Below are 19,351 nucleotides of genomic sequence, written 5' to 3' on the forward strand. Positions count from 1 at the left end.
TTTATCCTTGAATCATTTTGAGAAGTTCTAGTTGTGCGATAAACGGATATTTACTCTTGGATTTAATTTTTTGATAATGACCTTCTGGTTGCATGATCCATGCAGCTTGATTATCTTGAAGTAGTGCTTTGAGACCTTCAAAAATTACTCGCGCCTTAATTTGGGGGTCAAGGATTGGGAATGCTACTTCTACGCGACGATATAAATTCCGATCCATCCAGTCTGCACTGGAAAGATAGACTTTTTCCAAACCATTCGCATAAAAGTAATAAATGCGATGATGCTCTAAAAAACGCCCAATGATAGAGCGTACTTTGATATTGTCAGATAACCCAGGCACACCCGGCATAAGAGCACAAACACCCCGAATAATTAGGTCTATTTTTACACCCGCTTGAGATGCTCGGTATAGTTCTTGAATCACACTTGGCTCTAAAAGAGCATTCATTTTGGCAATAATATGAGCTTTTTTGCCTGCCTTTGCAGCTCTTGTTTCTGCTCTAATATGCTTAATAATTTCTTCTTGCATCGTAAAGGGGGATTGCCAAAGGTGAGATAAGGCGATTTGCTTGCCAGTACCCGTCAGTAGCTGAAACACATAATGAACATCAGATGTAATTTGTTCATTAGCCGTTAAGATGCCGAAGTCCGTATAAAGTTTTGCAGTTCGCGGGTGATAATTCCCGGTACCTAAATGGGCATAACGTTTCAGGATAGTTTTACCTTTACCCCTTGCTCCTTGAATGGTTTCACGTCTCACAATCAGTAGCATTTTGGCGTGGCATTTATGCCCCACAACACCATAGATCACATGTGCACCAACCGCCTCTAATTTAGCCGCCCATTGCAAATTCGTTTGTTCATCAAACCTCGCTAACAGTTCCACAACAACCGTAACTTCTTTGCCGTTTTTAGCTGCCTCCATGAGTGCATCCATCACAAGTGACTCATCTCCCGTTCGGTAGACCGTTTGTTTAATGGCAAGCACTTGAGGATCATGAGCAGCTTGGCGAAGCAGTTCTAAAACGGGTTCAAAACTTTCGTAAGGATGATGCAGGAGAATATCCCTCTTACTGATTGTTTCGAAGATTGTCTGATCTTGCATAAAAACTGAGGGGTATTGAGGTGTTGCAGCCACAAACTTCAGATCTGGTCGATCAATTAGATCGGGGATTTGAACTAACCGCACTAAGTTGACGGGACCACTAACCCGATAGCAATCTGACTCTTGAAGGTTTGACTCATTTAAGATTCGCTCAACGAGTCTATCAGGTGTGCTTGCATTAATTTCCAAGCGAACTGCATCACCTAAGTGCCTAGTAGGTAACTCGCCCTGAAGAGCACTTCTTAAGTCTGTAATATCGTCTTCAGAAACAAAAAGATCAGAATTTCGCGTAATTCTAAATTGGTAACAGCCCGTTACTTGAATGCCCGGAAAAAGCTCTCCCACAAATGCTTGCATGAACGAAGAAAGCAAGATAAAGCAAGTTTCTTCCTTTAACTCAAATTGTTTTGGCACTCTGACAACGCGTGGCAAAGATCGAGGGGCTTGTACCACGGCTAAAGAAGCATTGCGTCCAAAAGAGTCTTTCCCGTCGAGAGATACTAAAAAATTTAAACTTTTATTGATCACCCGTGGAAAAGGGTGCGCGGGATCCAAAGCGATTGGCGTTAACAATGGAACTAGTTCACGATGAAAAAAATCCCGAGCCCATTGATGCAGTTTTGGGGTCCAAGTTGAAGGATATTTAAAAAGTACTTTTTCTGAGGCAAGTGCTGGCAAGATGGATTGCTGTAACAACGCGTACTTTTTATTGACCAAATGATGGGCAAATTCAGTAAGCCGTTGATAGGATTCCTCAATAGTAAGTCCGTCTTCAAGCGTTTTATTAGAATTTTCGGCTAATTGAGCTTTGAGACCAGCCATGCGGATTTCAAAAAACTCATCCATGTTACTTGATACAATACAAACGTAACGTAGTCTTTCAAGAAGAGGAACAGTAAGATCTTCAGCTTGAGCCAATACTCTAGAGTTAAACTCTAAAAGACCAATTTCTCGGTTGAGCAGTGGGATGTGGGAAGTAAGCATGTTAAATCATTGTTTCAGTTAAATATTTCATCTTGATGATAGTAATTCATTAAAGTATCACAAAAATGAAATATTATTCAGTTGTATATAAATATAAAAGAAGGTATGTCTTTCGAACTGCAATCATCGACTAAAAAAGAATCAGATCCTAAGCTCATTGCTTCGGTTGATTTAGGCTCAAATAGTTTTAGAATGGTTGTTGCACAAATTTTGGAAACTCCCTCTGGATATCAGTTGCGTCCAGTAGACACTCTTAGAGATCCGATTAAATTAGCTGCTGGTTTAGATAGTGAAAAAAATCTTGATGCTGAGGCATTTGCTAGAGGCTTAAGCTCGATTCGCAGATTTGGGGAGCGTTTACGAAGTTTTTCCCCAATGCAAGTTCGAGCAGTTGCTACCAATACACTGCGTGTCGCTAGAAATGCCTCCCAATTCATTCAACAAGCTGAGCTTGCTTTGGGCTTTCCCATTGAGGTGATTGCTGGTCGTGAGGAAGCACGTTTGGTCTATGTGGGTGCTTCGCACGGCGCACCTGCTAATTCAGGTAATCGCTTAGTGATTGACGTTGGTGGTGGCTCCACAGAATTTATTATTGGTCATGGGTATGAAGCAAAGCTCATGGAGTCTTTATATATTGGTTGTGTATCTCATAGTCAAAAGTTTTTCGTTAATGGCGCGGTGGATGCTTACAGCTTTAAGCAAGCCGAGTTAGCTGCTAGACAAGAGATTCAGATTTTGGCAAAAGAATATCGCAAAAAAGGTTGGGATCAGGTGATTGGCTCATCTGGGACAGCAAAAGCAATTGCTGAGCTCATTGTTTTGAATGGATTTGATGGAATGAGTGGCGGGTATACAGGCTTTGATTCTAGTGGGCTGATAACTCGGGACGGTTTAGAGAATCTGAAAAGTTCTTTGATTGAGTCGGAGTCGATGCAAGCTTCTACATTGATTGGTCTTAAGCCAGATCGTCGGCAAGTGTTGCCCGGCGGCCTAGCGATTATGATTGCAGCGTTTGACGAATTAAGAATTGATTCAATGGAGATTGTAGAGGCGGCGTTGCGGATGGGGGTCTTATATGACTTCCTTGGTCGAGCACAGCACCATGATATGCGCTTTGTTACGGTAGAACAGTTCATGAAGCGTTACTCCGTGGATATTGAGCAGGCATTGCGCGTAGAGCAATTAGCGACTTTATTTTTAGAGCAATTTCCGATGCCTGAAAATGAAGATCGAATCAATAATCTTTCTTTATTGGGTTGGGCTGCCAGGTTACATGAAATTGGTTTGTCCATTTCACATAATGGTTATCACAAGCATTCTGCTTATATATCTGCAAATGCAGACATGCCTGGATTCTCGAAAAATGATCAGGCGCGTTTATCGGCTCTCTTATTAGGTCATATAGGAAAGCTTGCCAAAGTATCATCGAACAACCATTTTATCGATTGGCGGATGTTGTTTTGTTTGCGCCTTGCTTTGGTTTTAGCTAGAAGAAGAACTCATGAAGAGATTCCGGAGATATTGGTTCAGCAAACAGTTAAAGGATATAAAGTAAGCATTCCAAAGAAATGGTTAGATGACCATCCTTTGACCGAGTTTAGTCTTAAAAAAGAAGCAGAAGATTGGGCCAAGGTCAACAGCGAGTACATCCTTGACCTTTACTAAGACGATCGGTTAGTGCTAAGCCAAAAAGTGTTTAGCGTATTTGGGGCTGATGTCTGAAAGTCTAAACATTGTTAAAAAATCAGCGGTATTAAAGTCAGGATCCCAGGCTGGTTCGCCACAAATTTTTGCTCCTACCCTTAAGTAGCCTTTGAGCAGTGGCGGTGCTTCTACCTCTAGAGTGGTATTTAATTTATCAAGTGGTAATGGAAGTTTTGGGAAGGTACGGTATTCAATTGGCGATAAGTATTTTTCTTGAAAAATACGGTTCAAGCTAGCTGCATAATGACCACCATCGCCCATTGGAACGCTTGCGCAACCCAACATAATTTCATATCCATGTTGCTTCATGTATGAACCAAGGCCCGCCCATAAAGCCATAATTACTCCACCAGAACGATAATCTTCATGCACGCATGAACGACCAATCTCAACTGTTTTTGGCAAAAGATGTTTCAGTCGAGCTAAGTCAAACTCAGACTCGGAATAGAGTCTACCGATTATTTTTGCTTGTTCAGGGGGTAAGACGCGATAAGTACCAACAACTTGAAGGGTTTCACGATCACGAACGATTAAATGATCGCAATAGGCATCAAAATAATCAATGTCAAGTCCCTCAGCATTGAAAGGTAGGCTAGCACCCATTTCTTCTGCAAAAACTCGATAGCGCAGACGTTGGGCTTCTTTGATTTCAGAAGAATCACGCGCTACGTAGACTTGAATTGGGCTTTGTTTTTGCGTTTTGATGGCGGGAGCTGCTAATGGAGTTTCTGCCAATGTTTTGCGCAAAGCCTTGATTCGTTTGAGGCGCTTTTTAGATTTAGCCTTCTTTTTTAAGGGAAAAATCTTGGCAAATTTATTAAACTTTTGAATTTCAGAAAATTTACTAGTTAATTTTCCAGCAATTTTCGTCGTGATCCCTTCTCCAATGGAGTTTAATGACTGTAAAGGATTAGGGATTTCTTTCATATGTTCAACTCTTCGTTTAATTTATGATAATTATATTTAAATTTAATGTCACAGAGATTACAGCTTATAAAACTTAATCGCTAGATGACCATCTTGAAATGATGGGTAATAAGATACAAACCCATGAAAATAAACACAAAATAAGTGCAAGCATGACTGCGGCACTACCAAAGTCTTTAGCGCGTTGTGAGAGATCGTGTTTTTCAAATGAGATACGATCGATTGCTGCTTCGACACTTGAATTCAGTAGTTCAACGATTAAAACCAAGATGACGGATCCGAATAAAATAATATGTTCTGCTGGTGAGACTGGTAAAACAAAACTAAGCGGAACTAACACGCTTGCCAGGGTTAATTCTTGACGAAAGGCGCTTTCTTCACGGACAGCAAATACCAATCCATTCCAAGAGTTCACAGCAGCACGAAAAGCCCTTGTTATCCCCTTGTTGCCCTTATGCGGGTTTTGGTCAATGGAGTATTTCTCGCTCATGGCATTAGATCTCTATTTCGGTACTATGTTCAACGAGTCCCTCTGGAACTGGCACTAAATGTTTTGCAAATTGTTCGCTGGCAGCTCTCCAAGAATATAGCTTTGCATGTGCAATCGCAGCTTCCTTGGGGATTTTTAGAGCTTCCAAGCACGCTTCGCGCAAATCTTCTTTTAAAACACCAGAGCCTGAATTGCCAATCACATCAATGGGGCCAGTAACAGGAAAGGCGGCGACCGGCAGTCCACAAGCCATCGCTTCCAGGAGAACTAAACCAAAAGTATCTGTTCTGCTTGGGAATACAAAAACATCAGCAGAAGAATAATAAGGTGGTAAGTCAGCCTGGTCTTTACCCCCAAGATAAGTGGCGTTTGGGTATTTATCTTTGAGTAAGGCAAGAGCTGGACCGTCACCAACCACCACTTTTGAACCAGGCAGGTCAAGAGATAAAAATGCTTCGATATTTTTTTCAACGGCAACACGACCGACATATAAAAAGATAGGTTTTGGATGATTAATAATGTTCGATTCCTGAAATTGAAAACGATCTAAGTCCACACCACGACTCCAAAGAACCACATTGGTAAAGCCATATTTTTGTAAGTCTTGCATAACCGCAGGGGTTGGTGCCATGACAGCACATGACGGGCCATGAAACCATTTTAAAAATCGATAGGTCCACGCTAATGGAATTTTGATACGCGCATGAACATATTCTGGAAACCGAGTGTGATATGCCGTTGAATAAGGAATTTTGTTTCTAATTGCAAACGAACGCGCAGCTAATCCAAGTGGCCCCTCTGTAGATATATGTATTGCATCAGGCTTGAATGCTTTGATTCTTCTTGAGACTTTTTTAGCTGGCAGTATCGATAAGGAAATGTCAGGATAAGTGGGGCATGGGAAGGTTTTAAATTCTAATGGCGTAATCATGTCGACTTCGTGGCCCATTAAAGTTAATTCTTTCCTTGTTTGCTTCAAAGTTCTTACTACTCCATTGACTTGAGGTTCCCAAGCATCGGTGATGATCATTATTTTCATTCGGTTAACTCTAAGGTTGGGATTGGAGTGGAGCTTTTTGCAACAGCTGGTGCGTGTATTGGAAAAGGTTTAACTGGCATACTCAGAGGTTGGTGTGAAGTAATGACAATAGGTTCGAATACCACTTCTTCTGAACCTTGCAGGATATGTGGCCAGTGGATAATTTTTAACTCACCATCAAACGTTTCAACAAGGGCGGTAAGGCTTTCCACCCAGTCACCATCGTTGCAATACAGTAGGCCATCAATATCTCTAATTTCTGCTTTATGAATGTGGCCACAGACAACACCATCACATTTTCTTTTGCGAGCTTCACGAGCCATAATTGCCTCGAAGTCGGCAATAAAACTCACGGCATTTTTTACTTTGTGTTTAAGGTATTGAGATAAAGACCAGTATTGAAAGCCTAGTTTGATGCGAATATTATTGAACCAACGATTGACAACCAAAATACAGGTATATGCCGTATCCCCCAAATAGGCTAACCACTTGGCATATTGCATCACGCTATCAAACAAATCGCCATGAGTGACCCAGAGTCGTTTACCATCGGCAGTCACATGAATCATTTCATTTTGTATTTGAATTTCGCCAAAAGACATACCGATAAACTGACGTGCCACCTCGTCGTGGTTGCCTGGTATATAAAACACTTCTGCACCTTTACGCACTTTGCGTAATAGCTTTTGAATCACATCGTTGTGTGCTTGCGGCCAATACCAAGACTTTTTTAAACGCCAGCCATCGATAATGTCCCCAACCAGATAAAATGTTTGGGCATCGTTGTGTTTTAAAAAGTCGAGGAGGTAATTCGCTTGGCAACCAGAGGTACCCAAGTGAATATCAGAAATCCAAATTGCGCGATATTGCATCATGGAAATTCATTAAGCCCTAGTACAATGACTGGAGCATGAACGATTTAAGTCATTTGTGTTACATGTAATTTTATTTAAAAAAGCCTATGATTTTATTCAAATATTTAGAAATAGTTGGTCACGTTCTGTATGGTTTTTATGTTGTTATTTTGCCATTTCGGTTTGCAGATCAAGAGCGCAGAAATCAATTTTTGCAGAATTGGAGTCAAAAATTACTGCGTATTTTAGGAGTACAAATTGAAATTACTGGTAATTTAAACCAACCAGCTTCTGGAGTACTTTATGTATCGAATCATATTTCATGGCTGGATATTCACGTGATCAATGCATGGCAACCCATGCGTTTTGTGGCAAAAAAAGAAGTTGGGGAATGGCCAGTTTTTGGTTGGTTTGCCAAACAACTTAATACCTTATTTATTGATCGTCAGCGAAAAGGCGACTCTAAAAATGTTTCTAAACAGATGGTTCAAGCACTTGGTTCTGGGGATCATATTTGTATTTTTCCTGAGGGAACCTCATCTATTGGGGATCATGTTTTACCTTTTAAGCCGAATTTATTTCAGGCGGCATTAGAAGCGCAGGTCGCTTGTCAGCCAATTTCTATTACTTACACCGATTTACAGAGTGGGGGAATCAGTTATGGCCCTGCATTTATTGGAGATATGGGGTTGTTGGAATCAATTGCAAATACCGTGAAGGCAGCGCCAATCAAAGTTACTGTCGCAATCATGGAAGAATGTCAGAGCAGACTAGACAGAAAATCCCTCTCTGATGAGGCTTGGGGAAAAATAAATAGCTCAAGATGCACAAACAATTAGGAAAGTTTTCTAAAACAGGTTAGAATACTAGATGATCGGGGCGTAGCGCAGCCTGGTAGCGCATCTGCTTTGGGAGCAGAGGGTCGTGAGTTCGAATCCCACCGCCCCGACCAATTCTTCGATACATCTCAGTACCAATATATCTCAGCGTATCTCAGCGATATATTTAGGGAGAATCAAAAAATATACTTAATACCAACAATTAGTGCCGGTTTTCCGTCAAAGTTGCCATTGTCTGATGTATAGTCCTCCTGCAGTGCGTTAGTCGATATAGCAACTAAGGAGGCTTCTATGCCATTTTTAAAGCTTTTTCTTAACGTAAGTGAAATATCTGTATATCTAGCTTTTGTGTAGGTTGAGTTCTGAAAGGTTTGTCTACCTATGTGTGCAATTAGACTCAAGTCATTACCTAGTTCAAATGGGATACTAGCTTCAATGTATTTACTACCTACAAAGTCCGGGTCACCAAAAATCAGAGTAAAACTTTGTGAATATTTGAGCGTTAATTGTTTATAGGTAGTTGCCACATACCAATCTGTAGTGTTTGTCCCGAAGGGTGTTAGTCGACCGGGTCCCGAGGGAGTGTTTTTATATGGATACTCAAAATGTAAAACCCCCACATCTAAATCTAACTTGCCAAGGTTAAACTTGTATCCACCATAAAAATCAAGCTCTAAGGGGCCTAAATGTATTTGCGAGTCATCATTTCGCCAAGTGAGCGTTGATGCCCATGTACCTACATACAAGCCACTTGAATGATCATAATCAGAGCCAAAGCTTAATGCTGGCTTCCCTTTAGTTTGAGATATTCCACGATAGCGATAATCACTATCAATTCCTATATTGAAAGATAAAGGGGAGCTTGATGGGGCTTCTATTGTTTGAGAGTCTTGTTCGAGCTCAGACGCAAAGAGAGATGCTTTAGGGTAAAAAACACCTATCTGAAGTAATAGGATAGCCAAAACAAAAAAAGAATTTGGCAGAGCAAGAGATGGCATTAAAAAATTAACTTAGATGACTTTCAGGCAGTCTATTAAAAAAATAAATATTTCTAAGCATCATATTTGAATAAAAATGCAGTTTTATTACAGATGAAAAAAGGAAACATTGATCAAATTATTAAAATATCCCTATTTGAATTAGCAATTCCTTAAAGTAAAGTTGCAAACTTTAAAAAGGCTCGCAATCTCCTTTGTAAGATTTAAAGAATCCGAGGCAACTAATTGTTTATTTGGCGCTTAAAAATTATGTAGCCTTAAAAGCCTATAAAATATATAATCATTGATTAACTGCCCATAGCTCAGATGGATAGAGCAACGGCCTTCTAAGCCGTAGGTCGCACGTTCGAATCGTGCTGGGCAGGCCAAAATACCCCTAAGTTGCTCTTTCATGAATTTATTAGCATAATTGAACCATGAAGCCATCTGAAGCCCTCAATAAAAATAGAGTTCAAATACGACAAATTGTTGCTTCTCATCACGCCAGTAATGCACGTGTTTTCGGTTCAGTGGCTAAAGGTGAGGACACTGATCAAAGTGACTTAGATCTTTTGATTGACCCCACAAATGAGACTACTTTGTTTGATATTGGAGCAATTCGAAGGAAATTAAAAAGCCTTCTAGGAGTGACAGTGGATGTCCTTACCCCGAATGCTTTACCTGAGCACTTTCGTGATGAAGTGATATCCTCTTCAATACCAGTATGACTAAACATCCACTAAGGTTGGATGACTATCTAAAGCATATCAATCAAGCCATCGACAGAATTGAGTCTTATATAAAAGATTGTGATCAATTAGCTTTCATCACTAATACAATGATTCAAGATGCAGTGATTCGAAACTTTGAAATTATTGGAGAAGCATCAAGAAATATTGAACGTCTATTTCCTGAATTTATAGAAGAACACTCTGATATTCCATTTATTGATGCCTATGAAATGCGAAATGCTTTGTCACATGGGTATTTCAAAGTTGACTTAGATATTTTGTGGAAAACCATCCAAGTTAATTTGCCAGATTTGAAAATACAAATTAATAGATTGGTAAATCGGTAACTCATAGTTACAACGGTCTAAGAAGCCCAAGGTCGCACGTTCGAATCGTGCTGGGCAGGCCAAAACTGTAAGGCCTATACCAGACATTTGGTTTGGCCCTTTATATATTGTTTTAACCCTTACCTAATTCAAAATTATTTATTATTGAGTATATCGAGTGAGATGGATTTATTTTTTATTCAGTAGTGCTGGGAGTCCAAAAAGCTTGCCTAACATGTTCACTTTTTAGCATTTCCTCTACAACATGGTCAAGAAGATGATTGTCCATCGAAGTTGAAATCATTTTTGCCTCAATTTCTATATCATTTGAACCAAATGTAGTGATATCTAAATCATCAATTGGGTATTGAATTTCATTGAGAAGTTTCAATAGATTGGACATAATTAATTTCTGATAAGTCTTTTCTGCGACGATATTAATCGTAGCCGTAACCTCACTTTTACTTAAGTCAATAGGCCTTTTATTGATGCTATTAACAACGGGACGAAGTAAGGTATTTGCCATTAAGATAAAAACCGTCCCAACCATTGCTTCAAAAATTAAATCAGCGCCAGAAGCCGCACCAACCGCGGCAGAGCCCCAGAGAGTGGCTGCGGTATTTAGTCCACGAATATTGCCCTCTTCGCGCATCATGACACCAGCACCTAAAAAACCAATTCCAGAAACTACATAGGCCATAACATGCACCGCACCTTCATGACCATGAATACGATTTGCAATATCAACAAATATAGAGGCACCTAATGCGACAAGAACATTAGTTCTAAGTCCTGCAGTTCTTTGTCTAAACTGTCTCTCAAGCCCGATGATTCCGCCAAGAATAAAAGCAGTCAAAAGACTCACTGTCGTATCCTCCAAGGATCCTAAGTTATATTGATTTATAAATTCCATGCCTATCCAATCTGTTCTGATTTTATAAAATACTTTTGTTCTATATGCATCACAATGCGTTGAATTGTATTTGAACACATGCAAGTCTATCATTGCCGTAATTTTGACTTAATCAATGGCAGTGTATTGTTTCATCGAAATTTTCACACCATTTAAGCCCAAGGTCGCACGTTCGAATCGTGCTGGGCAGACCAAAACTGTAAGGTCTGTACCGGACACATACTTTACACTTTGTACCGAGTACATACTTATTACTTCTTTTCTCTTTAAATCCTAATAATCACAAGTTTTTTTAATTGGTTTAATAGGGCTCAAAGCATCTAGTTTAAAATAGAACCGATGAGAAATACTCTAAATGTCGACTGATAAACTTTATCTAACTCCTTTTGAGAATGCGCTTGCTAGACTTCAAGAGGGCTATGCACGCTATCAACAAGATATTAAAGATAGCCAAATTCGGGATGGATTAATTCAAAGATTTGAATTTACTTATGAAATAAGCCATAAGATGCTTAAACGTTATCTTGAAAGAACTTCCCCAAATCCTGAGCAGTTCGACTCCATGCCGTTCGCTGATTTGATCCGAAGCGGCAATGAACAATCCTTACTTTTAAGTGATTGGAATAAATGGAAGATATTTCGCGAAATGCGATCAAAATCAAGTCATACTTATGACGAAGACATTGCACTAGAGGTAGTATCTGTCATCGCAGACTTTATTGCAGAAGCAAAAGCACTTTTAGATCAACTTCAAAAAAGAAATGTCTAAAATTCATCCTCCCATCGAGGTTAGTTCTTCAGAGTGGAAAATTATTGAAGAAATTTTAATGAAGATTGTTCCTGATCAAGAAGTATTAGCCTTTGGTTCACGAGCTAAGTTTTTAGCAAAACCATACTCCGATTTAGATCTTGCTTTAAAAGGTGAAACGCCCTTAATTTTGAATTCGTTAGCCGATCTTAGGGATGCTTTTTCTAATTCAGACCTTACCTTTAAAGTTGACATAGTCCAGTGGGAAACTATTTCTGAAGCTTTTCGGGAAATCATTAGTAAAAATAGTGTTTTGATAAAAAAATCTTTATGAGTGAAAATAATACTATTTAAATTACTTAACTACATTCAAGAGATTTCTTCAAGTATATGTCTGGAAATCTGATATTGTCTAAGGATGAATATTAATATTTCTACCTGCCTTAGCTCCCCGCCAGAAACTATTGCAAAGTACGTTGAGTATGTGAACACTTGGAAATTTGTGGCTTGGCCATTGATAACGATTTTGCCTAGCGATAAAAACAACTTTCCTGATAAATGGGTGCCAGGACATTATCAAGTATGGTTATTCGCATTTGGGTTCATTCCGTTAGGATTACAAAATATTAATATTGAAATTGAACACAATACAAATGGTTATTATGTTGGTCGAGACAATGGTTCAGGATGGATAGCAAAAGTTTGGGACCATCGAATTGTCATAAAAGTTGAAGGTGAGGTTACTTCATATACAGATAATGTTCGGGTGGAAGCAGGTATTTTGACGCCTGTAGTTTGGGCTTTTGCAGTGTGTTTTTATCACTATAGGCAAAGACGTTGGCGTCAATTAGTAAAAGATAATTTCAAGAAAATATCTTTTAAAAAGAATTAATGGGTAATTAAATACCTACGGTCTAAGAAGCTCAAGTTCGCAGGTTCGAGTCGTGCTGGGCAGGCCAAAACTCCAAAAAATTACTTGAGTAAAGATAAGACCGAAGAAGGTATTTGATTTGCTTGAGCAAGCATTGCAGTTCCAGCTTGTTGTAAGATCTGGTTCTTTGATAATCTTGCAGTTTCTGCAGCAAAGTCGGCATCAACAATACGGTTCTTAGCAGCGGTTTGGCTTTGTGAAAATACAGACATGTTACTGATCACTGCTGAGAGTCCATTTTGCAGAGCACCTTGAAGCGCACTTGCTGTATTGACCTCTGTTGTGCGTTGGAACTGGTTATTCTGTCTGTTTTCTATTTCAATGATGTTTGTTTGATAACCGCTATCTAGTGGTAAACCTTATGTCTACACTAGGGTTTCCCACAGTATTTTTAATTTGAAATAAGAGAAGAATGTCTAAAACTCTTTTTATGAATCTTACTCAACTCATATATGTCAGCAAAGCAACCCAATTGATGGGGATGCTTTCTTTAACCCAAATTTTAGACAGTTCCGTCAGGTGGAATGAAGCTCACGAACTTACTGGAGTTTTGTTTTACGACAATGGCCATTTTTGCCAACTTTTAGAGGGTGATAAATATGAAATCTTGAATGTCTGGGAAAGAATCAGCAATGATAAAAGGCATCATATTCTAAGACGTCTAGAGTTGAACTCTATTGAGAAACGCAGTTATCCCAATTGGAAACTTAGATTTCATGGGGCAGAGCAAATCGCAAAGCATTTCAAAGAAATGGCTAAGGTATTAGACGGTATGCCAGAACATGATCATGATTTATTAAGACTGATGAAAACAGTAACATCTGTTTAATTCAGTCTCTAGCATTACTTACCTAGATTAATTCATTTCAAGCTCTATTCATAGGAATGGGACTATAGTCATGCTCGTCAATTAAAATGAGTTATGTCAAAAAAACACATTTACTGTAGTTTAGTTATTCTGTTGGCGCTTAGTCAAAGAGGTGTTTTTGCACATGGTATCGCTGGAAATCGGTATTTCCCGCCCACTATTTCCATCGATGATCCATTTGCTGCAAAAGAGATTCATGCAGGTGCTGGAAGAGTTTCTAGTTTAGGGACTAATAATGAGATGGCTAATCAATTCATGATTGGTGGTGGCATAGAACCAATGGATGGTTTTGGCATTGCTATTGATGGAGTATATCGAAGTCCTAATGCTAATTTAACTCCAGAAGCAAATGGTTTTGATAATTTATATTACACCGTAAAAAAAGAACTCACGATTAACGATCAACATGAGTTTGCCCTAACCTTAGGAGTTAACGGTCAAATTGGGGGAACTGCCCCTTCAGTTAGCTCTAATGCCTCGACCTATACGCCTACAATCTATTATGCTAAAGGCTTTGGTGATTTACCCAACTCAATGAGTTTATTAAAACCAATGGCAATCACAGGTGTGTTAGGTTATCAGGCATCTACTAATCAATCTCAACCAACTGCTTTCAATTGGGGTTTTACGATTCAATATAGTTTTCTATATCTGAATAAGTATGTTCAGCCAACAGGCTGGGGTGAACCATGGAACCGCCTCGTAGCTGTTGTGGAGTTTCCATTACAAACTTGTATGAGTGGCATGTGCAATGGACAGGTCACTGGTTCCATGAATCCAGGTGTGGTCTGGGTTGGATCAGAATTTAACCTTTCGGCAGAGGCTGTTTTTCCTATCAACAATCAATCAGGGCAGGGTAAGGGTATTCTTTTTCAAATTCATAAGTTCTTAGGAAAATAAAATAATATCTACCATACTGATGGAATGATCTCCTGACTACTCCCCCATGGCTAAAGCGAGAGGCTTTACGCTGCTTTTGGTACATATTTTTTCATTATTTTTTAAATAGGCTTTTCCCATTTAAGGTTACTAGTGGCAAATTAGAATTTCACAAAGAAGGCTAATTTCAAAGTTGTTTTAGGTAGTACAAGTTCATTTGAACATATCAATATGGGATTAATCGACATGCCCAAGGTAAGTCGTTTTTGAAACTACACCGAGCTATAATATTTATTACGAGACGTAAAAAAACGTGCCATTTTGAAGTGGTTGCCAAATAAAAATTAGAAATAGAACTGTCCCAGCGAATAATCAATTCAATGAAAAGAAAGAATCATTCGTCTTTTTGATAGTGGATAAAGAATAAAGTAAATAATAGATGACAACAGAAAGTAAGCATGAAATCTAAAAGTTATTTTTTTGAGATAGTTGCAGAGGAGCTAAAAACTATCAAGGAAATTGTCCTAGAACAAAAGTTTTTAACATTCATATTTATAGCCGCGTTAATCATGGTAGTAATCTACTTAGAGCCGACACCGCCAAAGAAAATAAGAGTAGCTGGCTACATATCATTAGTAGAGCCAATTAAAGAGTATTTCGAAAAAGAAGGTTTTGAAGTTGAATCATTATCCACAGAGGGCTCAATACAGAATGCAGAGTTATTAGCTGCTGATCATTCAAATGTGGATGTTGCATTTATCCAAGGCGGTTCAATTAGTAAAGAATTGGCTTCTAAAATACAATCTTTAGGAAGTGTTGCGTACGAACCCGTTTGGATTTTCTACCAAAAATCTCTAGGTAAAGAAATTAATACTTTAAAAGATTTATCTAAATTGCGCGTTGGTGTTGGTCCAGAAAAAGGTGGAACAAGACCATTAGTTAAAGAATTGTTTTTATTAGAGGGGATCTCGATTGAGAAAAATCAACATTTTATCGTTGACTCATATGATAATAATAATCGCGATTTTCAAGAAGGCAAGCTCGATGCAATTATTGTGGTCACACCTTTCTTAAGTCCGGATATTCAAAAACTACTTCGTGAACCTCAGGTGAAGTTATTCAACTTTGATTTAGCGTCTGCATATGTGAAAAAAATACCTCATATAGAGGAAGTTACTATCCCTAAAGGATCTATAGAAATTGAGGGGATGATTCCACCGCGGGATGTTAAGTTAATTGCAACGACAACTTCATTGGCAATTCGGAAAGATTTTAATAAAGACTTACAGTTTTTAATGCTAATAGCTATGAAAAACCTAAATCGCAATCCCGATATGATGTTTTTTAGTAAAAGACAAGAATTTCCGGCATATATGGATGCAACGATTGAGGCAAGTCAAGTCGCTTTGAAATTTTATGATTATGGTATTCCAGAAATAATGAGGTACTTCCCGCATTCAATTGCAGGATTTGCTAATCGATTTTGGGTATTGATGCTTAGTTTTGCAACCATTATTTATACATTAACTAAATTTAATGTTCGTTTGAGTGCGATCAGATACCGTATGAAACTGAGAGAAGGATATAGAAAATTATTACAAATAGAAAAAAAAGTATATGTAAATAAATTACAAGAAGAAGATTATAAAAAGCTCATTTTTGAAATAGATCAACTGAACTTAGAAATTTCAAATGAAAAAGTACCCTTTGGATTTGAACAGGAATATTTTCAATTTATGCTAGCTTCAAAGTTGTATGAAAATAAAATACGTAATCTGCCTTGATAAGCTATCAATTTACTTGGTAGCTTATAGAGTTCTGTTACTCTTATTTCTCGATATCTTTTAGTTACATGTACATTATAGTAACAGCACTGCAATTGAACCGTCGTCATCCAGTATTAAATAACCTATCACGTAATCTATAGAATCTCACCATGCTTATTTTTTAATTTTTTAAATATATTCATGACAGATGATCGTGCCATTGGATTAACTCCAATCATAAAAATATGTCAAAATATACTATCTAAGCGCTTAAAGGAGATTGTTGTGAGCAAAGTTGCAAATAATATAGGGTGGGGTTTTGTTGGATTGGCATTAATCCTTGGGGGATTTATGTTATACGTTCAGGGGTACAGGCCGATTATCTTTGGGGTAGGAATTCTCGTGATTCTTTATCGTGCGGTAACCGCGCATAATGATGAATATGAGCCCAAAAAAATGATGAACCATTAAAGCACCTGTAATTATTTCGCCGGATATCTGGATTTATGAGCAGAATTTTTACTGCGATAGGAGTTAGATGATCCTAACTCCATTACCAAATGGTTTAATCTAACTAAGCAATCTATTTAATGAGTAGAACAGGTTGCTTCGCTGTGCTACTAACCCGTTGTGCTATTGAACCCATCAAGATATCCAAAAAGCCACTTCTACCTTTAGCCCCCATCACAATGAAGTCAACCTTATCTTTGTTTGCAAGAGCAATTATTTCTTCAGCAACATGTCCACGCAAGATAGCCATATTGTGTTTAACGCCTGCCATATCTAAGATTTTTTGTGCAGCTTTTAATTCTTTTTCGCTAATTTCTCGCAAGTAATCATCAACAATACTTTTATCCACAAATTTCTTTACGTACCCAAGCCCTGAATCGTCATGAACATTTACTAAAGTTACGATCGTTGGACTACGAGAATTTTTGGCCATTTTTGCTACATACTTTGTGGCATTGAGGGATGATTTAGAACCATCGATGGGTAAAAGTACTTTCATGTGTATTCCTTTATCATCAAAAAACAATATGCAAAATTACTAGATTTACTCTATACGAGTAAGCAACTATCAGTAAACGAAATGGTGACTACTCGATGAATTCATCCTAGCATGGAGAATGTAAATAAATTTGATTCATATCAATCTTCAGTAAGGAATTTGAGAATTCGATTAGATTTAGTCTTTTAACTTTCATACTCCATTGGAATATCAATCTAGATCACAAAATCTACCCTTTGATTATTCGTGATACTCTGGTGCATCACTTTGGGAGGGGCAACTTAATAGGAGCCATCAAAGTGCTATGATTAGCATATTAATTTTTAAAATATTTGAATTAATATGTATATCGGTAATAACGGCCAGTTGATGTTTGCCACGGAAAGCCTATTTCCGGTGTTATTTATCATCAACCTCATGTTTGGATTATTGCTCTTAGTCTTATTCAAGAAAAAGAATAACATTTCAGTCAAGTATTGGGTTTATGCATGCTTCTCTTTTTGCATCGGTTCATTTTTGATTGCTGCACGTAATTACCTGCCTGTGGTTGTAGGTTATATCTTTGCAAATTTCTTGTTGAGTTACTCTCACTATTTATGCTACCAAAGTATTGAATATTTCAATAAAGGTAAAAATGTAAATAATCTCGGAATGAAGGTGTTTTGTGGAATTTATGCCCTAGGCTACAGCTTTCTTGTCGATGATGACTATATTGAATTTGTAGGAACTTATGCGGGAGCAGCAAATTTTATTTTACAGTTTTGGATATTTTTCAAAATTTATAAGATGAGAGTAGTAGCCGTCAATAAATTCTCAAATGTACTTGCCCTTTGCTACTTAGCCACTTCGATTGTTTGGTTCTCTAGATCATTTATATCTCTATTTTATCAATTACAGATGTATGGGGACCATAGTTTTGCGGACTGGGTTACTTTATCAATCATCACGATGTTTATTTTGTTAAAGCACTTCCTTTACGGAGCAATGCAATTAACTCAATCTTCAGCCAATTTAGAAAATATTGAAGAATTATTAAAGGAAAGAGAAAGTCTTATTCTTCAATTACAGGTAGAGAAATCAAAAGCAGAACAAGCAAATACTGCAAAATCTCAGTTTTTAGCAAATGTTTCTCATGAGATTCGAACACCTTTACATGGTTTAATTGGACTAGTATCAGCAGTTCTAAAATCACCCATGTCAAATGACATTAGAAAGTCCTTGAATAAGGTTTTATTTTCATCAAAAGCTCTATTGGTTATTCTCAATGATATTTTAGATTTTTCTAAAGTGGAATCTGGTAAATATCGAATTGTTAACGAGTCACTTAGTATAAAAAACATATTTAACGACACCTCCGATTTATTTGTAGACGCCGCATCAGAAAAAAATATTGAAATTCAGTTTTATATAGATAAAAATATGCCGTCCCATCTTTTGGGTGATTTTTATAAATTGCGTCAAATCATATTTAATTTGGTTGGTAATGCAATTAAATTTACTGAACAAGGAACGATTCAGGTAAGGGCTGAAGTTGTCCGTATTGATAATCAATGGGCTAATTTAATATTTCGAGTAATTGATACGGGTATCGGCATATCTGCAGAGGATATAAAAAATATTTACGAGCCGTTTCATCAGATTGATAACTCAAATACACGTAAATATGATGGTGTGGGACTTGGGATATCCATCTGTCAAAACATCTTAATGCAAATGGGTTCACATCTCGATATGAGAAGTCAATTAAATGTAGGTACTGAAGCATCCTTTTTACTCCAGTTAGAAATCAAATCAAGTAATGAATCAATTACTCGACCAGTGGTTTTGTCTTCCCTCGAAGAGGATCAAGAAGCATTAGATGCCATCGTTAATAAACGGATATTGGTAGCAGAAGATAATGCCATCAACTTAGAAGTTATTCGACATTATTTAGGTTATTTAAATATAGAATTTACATTAGTCACCAATGGTGAGGAGTGTATTGCGGAGTTGCAAAAGAATCCTCATGATCTTGTCTTAATGGATATTCAAATGCCCCTTTTAGATGGTATTCAAGCTACGCAAAAAATTCGACAATTAGAAGAATTAAAAGCTATTCCTATCATTGGACTGAGTGCTGGGGTTCGTGAAGATGAGCGAGAGATTTGTTTGCAAAGTGGCATGAATGATTTCTTAGGCAAGCCATTTGAGATTGAGGATTTAGCGAAGATACTGCTTAAATATTTATCTTCGTAGAAGAAAATTCTCGTTACTTCAAAAAT

22 protein-coding genes and 2 tRNA genes are annotated in these 19,351 nt (G+C 37.8%); 14 read left to right on the forward strand and 10 right to left on the reverse strand.

What is annotated here, in order from left to right; translation table 11 throughout:
• Position 1: 1 nt before the first annotated feature.
• The gene (gene ppk1, locus QMN06_RS03540; RefSeq protein ID WP_281971150.1) at positions 2-2,089 is read right to left on the reverse strand and encodes a polyphosphate kinase 1; all 2,088 of its coding nucleotides are present in this window, start codon (positions 2,087-2,089) and stop codon (positions 2-4) included.
• Positions 2,090-2,194: 105 nt separating this feature from the next.
• Here ppk1 and QMN06_RS03545 point away from each other — a divergent pair, with 105 nt between their 5' ends.
• Positions 2,195-3,754, forward strand: coding sequence for a Ppx/GppA phosphatase family protein (locus QMN06_RS03545; RefSeq protein WP_281971151.1), 1,560 nt, complete (start codon positions 2,195-2,197; stop codon positions 3,752-3,754).
• 15 nt (positions 3,755-3,769) lie between these two features.
• Here QMN06_RS03545 and QMN06_RS03550 read toward each other — a convergent pair whose 3' ends face one another.
• The 4 genes from QMN06_RS03550 to QMN06_RS03565 form a co-directional block, all read right to left on the reverse strand.
• The gene (locus tag QMN06_RS03550; RefSeq protein WP_281971719.1) at positions 3,770-4,498 is read right to left on the reverse strand and encodes a GNAT family N-acyltransferase; all 729 of its coding nucleotides are present in this window, start codon (positions 4,496-4,498) and stop codon (positions 3,770-3,772) included.
• A 295-nt stretch (positions 4,499-4,793) separates the two neighbouring features.
• Positions 4,794-5,210 (reverse strand): diacylglycerol kinase, encoded by a 417-nt coding sequence (locus QMN06_RS03555; protein WP_281971153.1) that lies wholly within the window; start codon positions 5,208-5,210, stop codon positions 4,794-4,796.
• A gap of 4 nt (positions 5,211-5,214) precedes the next feature.
• Complete coding sequence (locus QMN06_RS03560; RefSeq protein WP_281971155.1) at positions 5,215-6,249, reverse strand: glycosyltransferase family 1 protein; 1,035 nt, start codon at positions 6,247-6,249, stop codon at positions 5,215-5,217.
• Positions 6,246-7,124: a UDP-2,3-diacylglucosamine diphosphatase gene (locus tag QMN06_RS03565; RefSeq protein ID WP_281971156.1), complete on the reverse strand. Its 879-nt coding sequence runs from the start codon at positions 7,122-7,124 to the stop codon at positions 6,246-6,248. The genes QMN06_RS03560 and QMN06_RS03565 overlap by 4 nt, the downstream gene beginning before the upstream one ends.
• Positions 7,125-7,210: 86 nt before the next feature.
• Here QMN06_RS03565 and QMN06_RS03570 point away from each other — a divergent pair, with 86 nt between their 5' ends.
• Both QMN06_RS03570 and QMN06_RS03575 read left to right on the forward strand, forming a co-directional pair.
• Positions 7,211-7,942: a lysophospholipid acyltransferase family protein gene (locus QMN06_RS03570; RefSeq protein WP_281971157.1), complete on the forward strand. Its 732-nt coding sequence runs from the start codon at positions 7,211-7,213 to the stop codon at positions 7,940-7,942.
• Between the two features lie 36 nt (positions 7,943-7,978).
• A tRNA-Pro gene (locus QMN06_RS03575) sits at positions 7,979-8,055 on the forward strand.
• Between the two features lie 63 nt (positions 8,056-8,118).
• Here QMN06_RS03575 and QMN06_RS03580 read toward each other — a convergent pair.
• The gene (locus tag QMN06_RS03580) at positions 8,119-8,940 is read right to left on the reverse strand and encodes a TorF family putative porin (protein ID WP_281971158.1); all 822 of its coding nucleotides are present in this window, start codon (positions 8,938-8,940) and stop codon (positions 8,119-8,121) included.
• A 291-nt stretch (positions 8,941-9,231) separates the two neighbouring features.
• Between QMN06_RS03580 and QMN06_RS03585 the strand changes: the two genes are divergently transcribed.
• The 3 genes from QMN06_RS03585 to QMN06_RS03595 all read left to right on the forward strand — a co-directional run bounded on the left by QMN06_RS03585 (position 9,232) and on the right by QMN06_RS03595 (position 9,997).
• Positions 9,232-9,308 (forward strand) — tRNA-Arg (locus QMN06_RS03585).
• Between the two features lie 48 nt (positions 9,309-9,356).
• Positions 9,357-9,647: a nucleotidyltransferase family protein gene (locus QMN06_RS03590; RefSeq protein WP_281971159.1), complete on the forward strand. Its 291-nt coding sequence runs from the start codon at positions 9,357-9,359 to the stop codon at positions 9,645-9,647.
• Complete coding sequence (locus QMN06_RS03595; protein ID WP_281971160.1) at positions 9,644-9,997, forward strand: DUF86 domain-containing protein; 354 nt, start codon at positions 9,644-9,646, stop codon at positions 9,995-9,997. The genes QMN06_RS03590 and QMN06_RS03595 overlap by 4 nt, the downstream gene beginning before the upstream one ends.
• 175 nt (positions 9,998-10,172) lie before the next feature.
• Here QMN06_RS03595 and QMN06_RS03600 read toward each other — a convergent pair whose 3' ends face one another.
• Entirely contained in the window at positions 10,173-10,889 is a 717-nt protein-coding gene (locus QMN06_RS03600; RefSeq protein WP_281971161.1) for an MgtC/SapB family protein, read from the reverse strand.
• 108 nt (positions 10,890-10,997) lie between these two features.
• Positions 10,998-11,135, reverse strand: coding sequence for a hypothetical protein (locus tag QMN06_RS03605; protein ID WP_281971162.1), 138 nt, complete (start codon positions 11,133-11,135; stop codon positions 10,998-11,000).
• Between the two features lie 109 nt (positions 11,136-11,244).
• On the opposite strand from QMN06_RS03605, the gene QMN06_RS03610 reads away from it, so the two are divergent.
• The 3 genes from QMN06_RS03610 to QMN06_RS03620 all read left to right on the forward strand — a co-directional run bounded on the left by QMN06_RS03610 (position 11,245) and on the right by QMN06_RS03620 (position 12,529).
• Positions 11,245-11,658: a nucleotidyltransferase substrate binding protein gene (locus tag QMN06_RS03610; protein WP_281971163.1), complete on the forward strand. Its 414-nt coding sequence runs from the start codon at positions 11,245-11,247 to the stop codon at positions 11,656-11,658.
• Positions 11,651-11,971: a nucleotidyltransferase domain-containing protein gene (locus QMN06_RS03615; protein ID WP_281971164.1), complete on the forward strand. Its 321-nt coding sequence runs from the start codon at positions 11,651-11,653 to the stop codon at positions 11,969-11,971. The genes QMN06_RS03610 and QMN06_RS03615 overlap by 8 nt, the downstream gene beginning before the upstream one ends.
• Positions 11,972-12,055: 84 nt before the next feature.
• Complete coding sequence (locus tag QMN06_RS03620; protein ID WP_281971165.1) at positions 12,056-12,529, forward strand: hypothetical protein; 474 nt, start codon at positions 12,056-12,058, stop codon at positions 12,527-12,529.
• Positions 12,530-12,609: 80 nt separating this feature from the next.
• On the opposite strand, the gene QMN06_RS03625 is transcribed toward QMN06_RS03620, so the two are convergent.
• Positions 12,610-12,894: a flagellin gene (locus QMN06_RS03625; protein WP_348649144.1), complete on the reverse strand. Its 285-nt coding sequence runs from the start codon at positions 12,892-12,894 to the stop codon at positions 12,610-12,612.
• 86 nt (positions 12,895-12,980) lie between these two features.
• Between QMN06_RS03625 and QMN06_RS03630 the strand changes: the two genes are divergently transcribed.
• The 4 genes from QMN06_RS03630 to QMN06_RS03645 all read left to right on the forward strand — a co-directional run bounded on the left by QMN06_RS03630 (position 12,981) and on the right by QMN06_RS03645 (position 16,552).
• Entirely contained in the window at positions 12,981-13,397 is a 417-nt protein-coding gene (locus tag QMN06_RS03630; RefSeq protein WP_281971166.1) for a BLUF domain-containing protein, read from the forward strand.
• Between the two features lie 93 nt (positions 13,398-13,490).
• Positions 13,491-14,336: a hypothetical protein gene (locus QMN06_RS03635; protein ID WP_281971167.1), complete on the forward strand. Its 846-nt coding sequence runs from the start codon at positions 13,491-13,493 to the stop codon at positions 14,334-14,336.
• Positions 14,337-14,773: 437 nt separating this feature from the next.
• Positions 14,774-16,099 carry a TAXI family TRAP transporter solute-binding subunit gene (locus QMN06_RS03640; protein WP_281971168.1) on the forward strand — a complete coding sequence of 442 codons (1,326 nt, stop codon included), beginning with the start codon at positions 14,774-14,776 and terminating at the stop codon, positions 16,097-16,099.
• A 183-nt stretch (positions 16,100-16,282) separates the two neighbouring features.
• Complete coding sequence (locus QMN06_RS03645) at positions 16,283-16,552, forward strand: hypothetical protein (protein ID WP_281971169.1); 270 nt, start codon at positions 16,283-16,285, stop codon at positions 16,550-16,552.
• Positions 16,553-16,664: 112 nt separating this feature from the next.
• Here QMN06_RS03645 and QMN06_RS03650 read toward each other — a convergent pair whose 3' ends face one another.
• Entirely contained in the window at positions 16,665-17,090 is a 426-nt protein-coding gene (locus tag QMN06_RS03650; protein WP_281971170.1) for a universal stress protein, read from the reverse strand.
• Positions 17,091-17,432: 342 nt separating this feature from the next.
• On the opposite strand from QMN06_RS03650, the gene QMN06_RS03655 reads away from it, so the two are divergent.
• Entirely contained in the window at positions 17,433-19,325 is a 1,893-nt protein-coding gene (locus QMN06_RS03655) for an ATP-binding protein (RefSeq protein WP_281971171.1), read from the forward strand.
• The last annotated feature ends 26 nt before the right edge of the window (positions 19,326-19,351 follow it).

The organism is Polynucleobacter sp. SHI8 (assembly GCF_027944005.1).
In the GTDB taxonomy this organism is placed as follows: domain Bacteria; phylum Pseudomonadota; class Gammaproteobacteria; order Burkholderiales; family Burkholderiaceae; genus Polynucleobacter.

Coding starts and splice junctions, on each gene's coding strand:
- ppk1 (WP_281971150.1), bottom strand. CDS start 2,089: ATGCTTACTTCCCACATCCCACTGCTCAACCGAGAAATTGGTCTTTTA.
- QMN06_RS03545 (WP_281971151.1), top strand. CDS start 2,195: ATGTCTTTCGAACTGCAATCATCGACTAAAAAAGAATCAGATCCTAAG.
- QMN06_RS03555 (WP_281971153.1), bottom strand. CDS start 5,210: ATGAGCGAGAAATACTCCATTGACCAAAACCCGCATAAGGGCAACAAG.
- QMN06_RS03560 (WP_281971155.1), bottom strand. CDS start 6,249: ATGAAAATAATGATCATCACCGATGCTTGGGAACCTCAAGTCAATGGA.
- QMN06_RS03565 (WP_281971156.1), bottom strand. CDS start 7,124: ATGATGCAATATCGCGCAATTTGGATTTCTGATATTCACTTGGGTACC.
- QMN06_RS03570 (WP_281971157.1), top strand. CDS start 7,211: ATGATTTTATTCAAATATTTAGAAATAGTTGGTCACGTTCTGTATGGT.
- QMN06_RS03580 (WP_281971158.1), bottom strand. CDS start 8,940: ATGCCATCTCTTGCTCTGCCAAATTCTTTTTTTGTTTTGGCTATCCTA.
- QMN06_RS03590 (WP_281971159.1), top strand. CDS start 9,357: ATGAAGCCATCTGAAGCCCTCAATAAAAATAGAGTTCAAATACGACAA.
- QMN06_RS03595 (WP_281971160.1), top strand. CDS start 9,644: ATGACTAAACATCCACTAAGGTTGGATGACTATCTAAAGCATATCAAT.
- QMN06_RS03600 (WP_281971161.1), bottom strand. CDS start 10,889: ATGGAATTTATAAATCAATATAACTTAGGATCCTTGGAGGATACGACA.
- QMN06_RS03605 (WP_281971162.1), bottom strand. CDS start 11,135: ATGTACTCGGTACAAAGTGTAAAGTATGTGTCCGGTACAGACCTTACA.
- QMN06_RS03610 (WP_281971163.1), top strand. CDS start 11,245: ATGTCGACTGATAAACTTTATCTAACTCCTTTTGAGAATGCGCTTGCT.
- QMN06_RS03615 (WP_281971164.1), top strand. CDS start 11,651: ATGTCTAAAATTCATCCTCCCATCGAGGTTAGTTCTTCAGAGTGGAAA.
- QMN06_RS03620 (WP_281971165.1), top strand. CDS start 12,056: ATGAATATTAATATTTCTACCTGCCTTAGCTCCCCGCCAGAAACTATT.
- QMN06_RS03630 (WP_281971166.1), top strand. CDS start 12,981: ATGTCTAAAACTCTTTTTATGAATCTTACTCAACTCATATATGTCAGC.
- QMN06_RS03635 (WP_281971167.1), top strand. CDS start 13,491: ATGTCAAAAAAACACATTTACTGTAGTTTAGTTATTCTGTTGGCGCTT.
- QMN06_RS03640 (WP_281971168.1), top strand. CDS start 14,774: ATGAAATCTAAAAGTTATTTTTTTGAGATAGTTGCAGAGGAGCTAAAA.
- QMN06_RS03645 (WP_281971169.1), top strand. CDS start 16,283: ATGACAGATGATCGTGCCATTGGATTAACTCCAATCATAAAAATATGT.
- QMN06_RS03650 (WP_281971170.1), bottom strand. CDS start 17,090: ATGAAAGTACTTTTACCCATCGATGGTTCTAAATCATCCCTCAATGCC.
- QMN06_RS03655 (WP_281971171.1), top strand. CDS start 17,433: ATGTATATCGGTAATAACGGCCAGTTGATGTTTGCCACGGAAAGCCTA.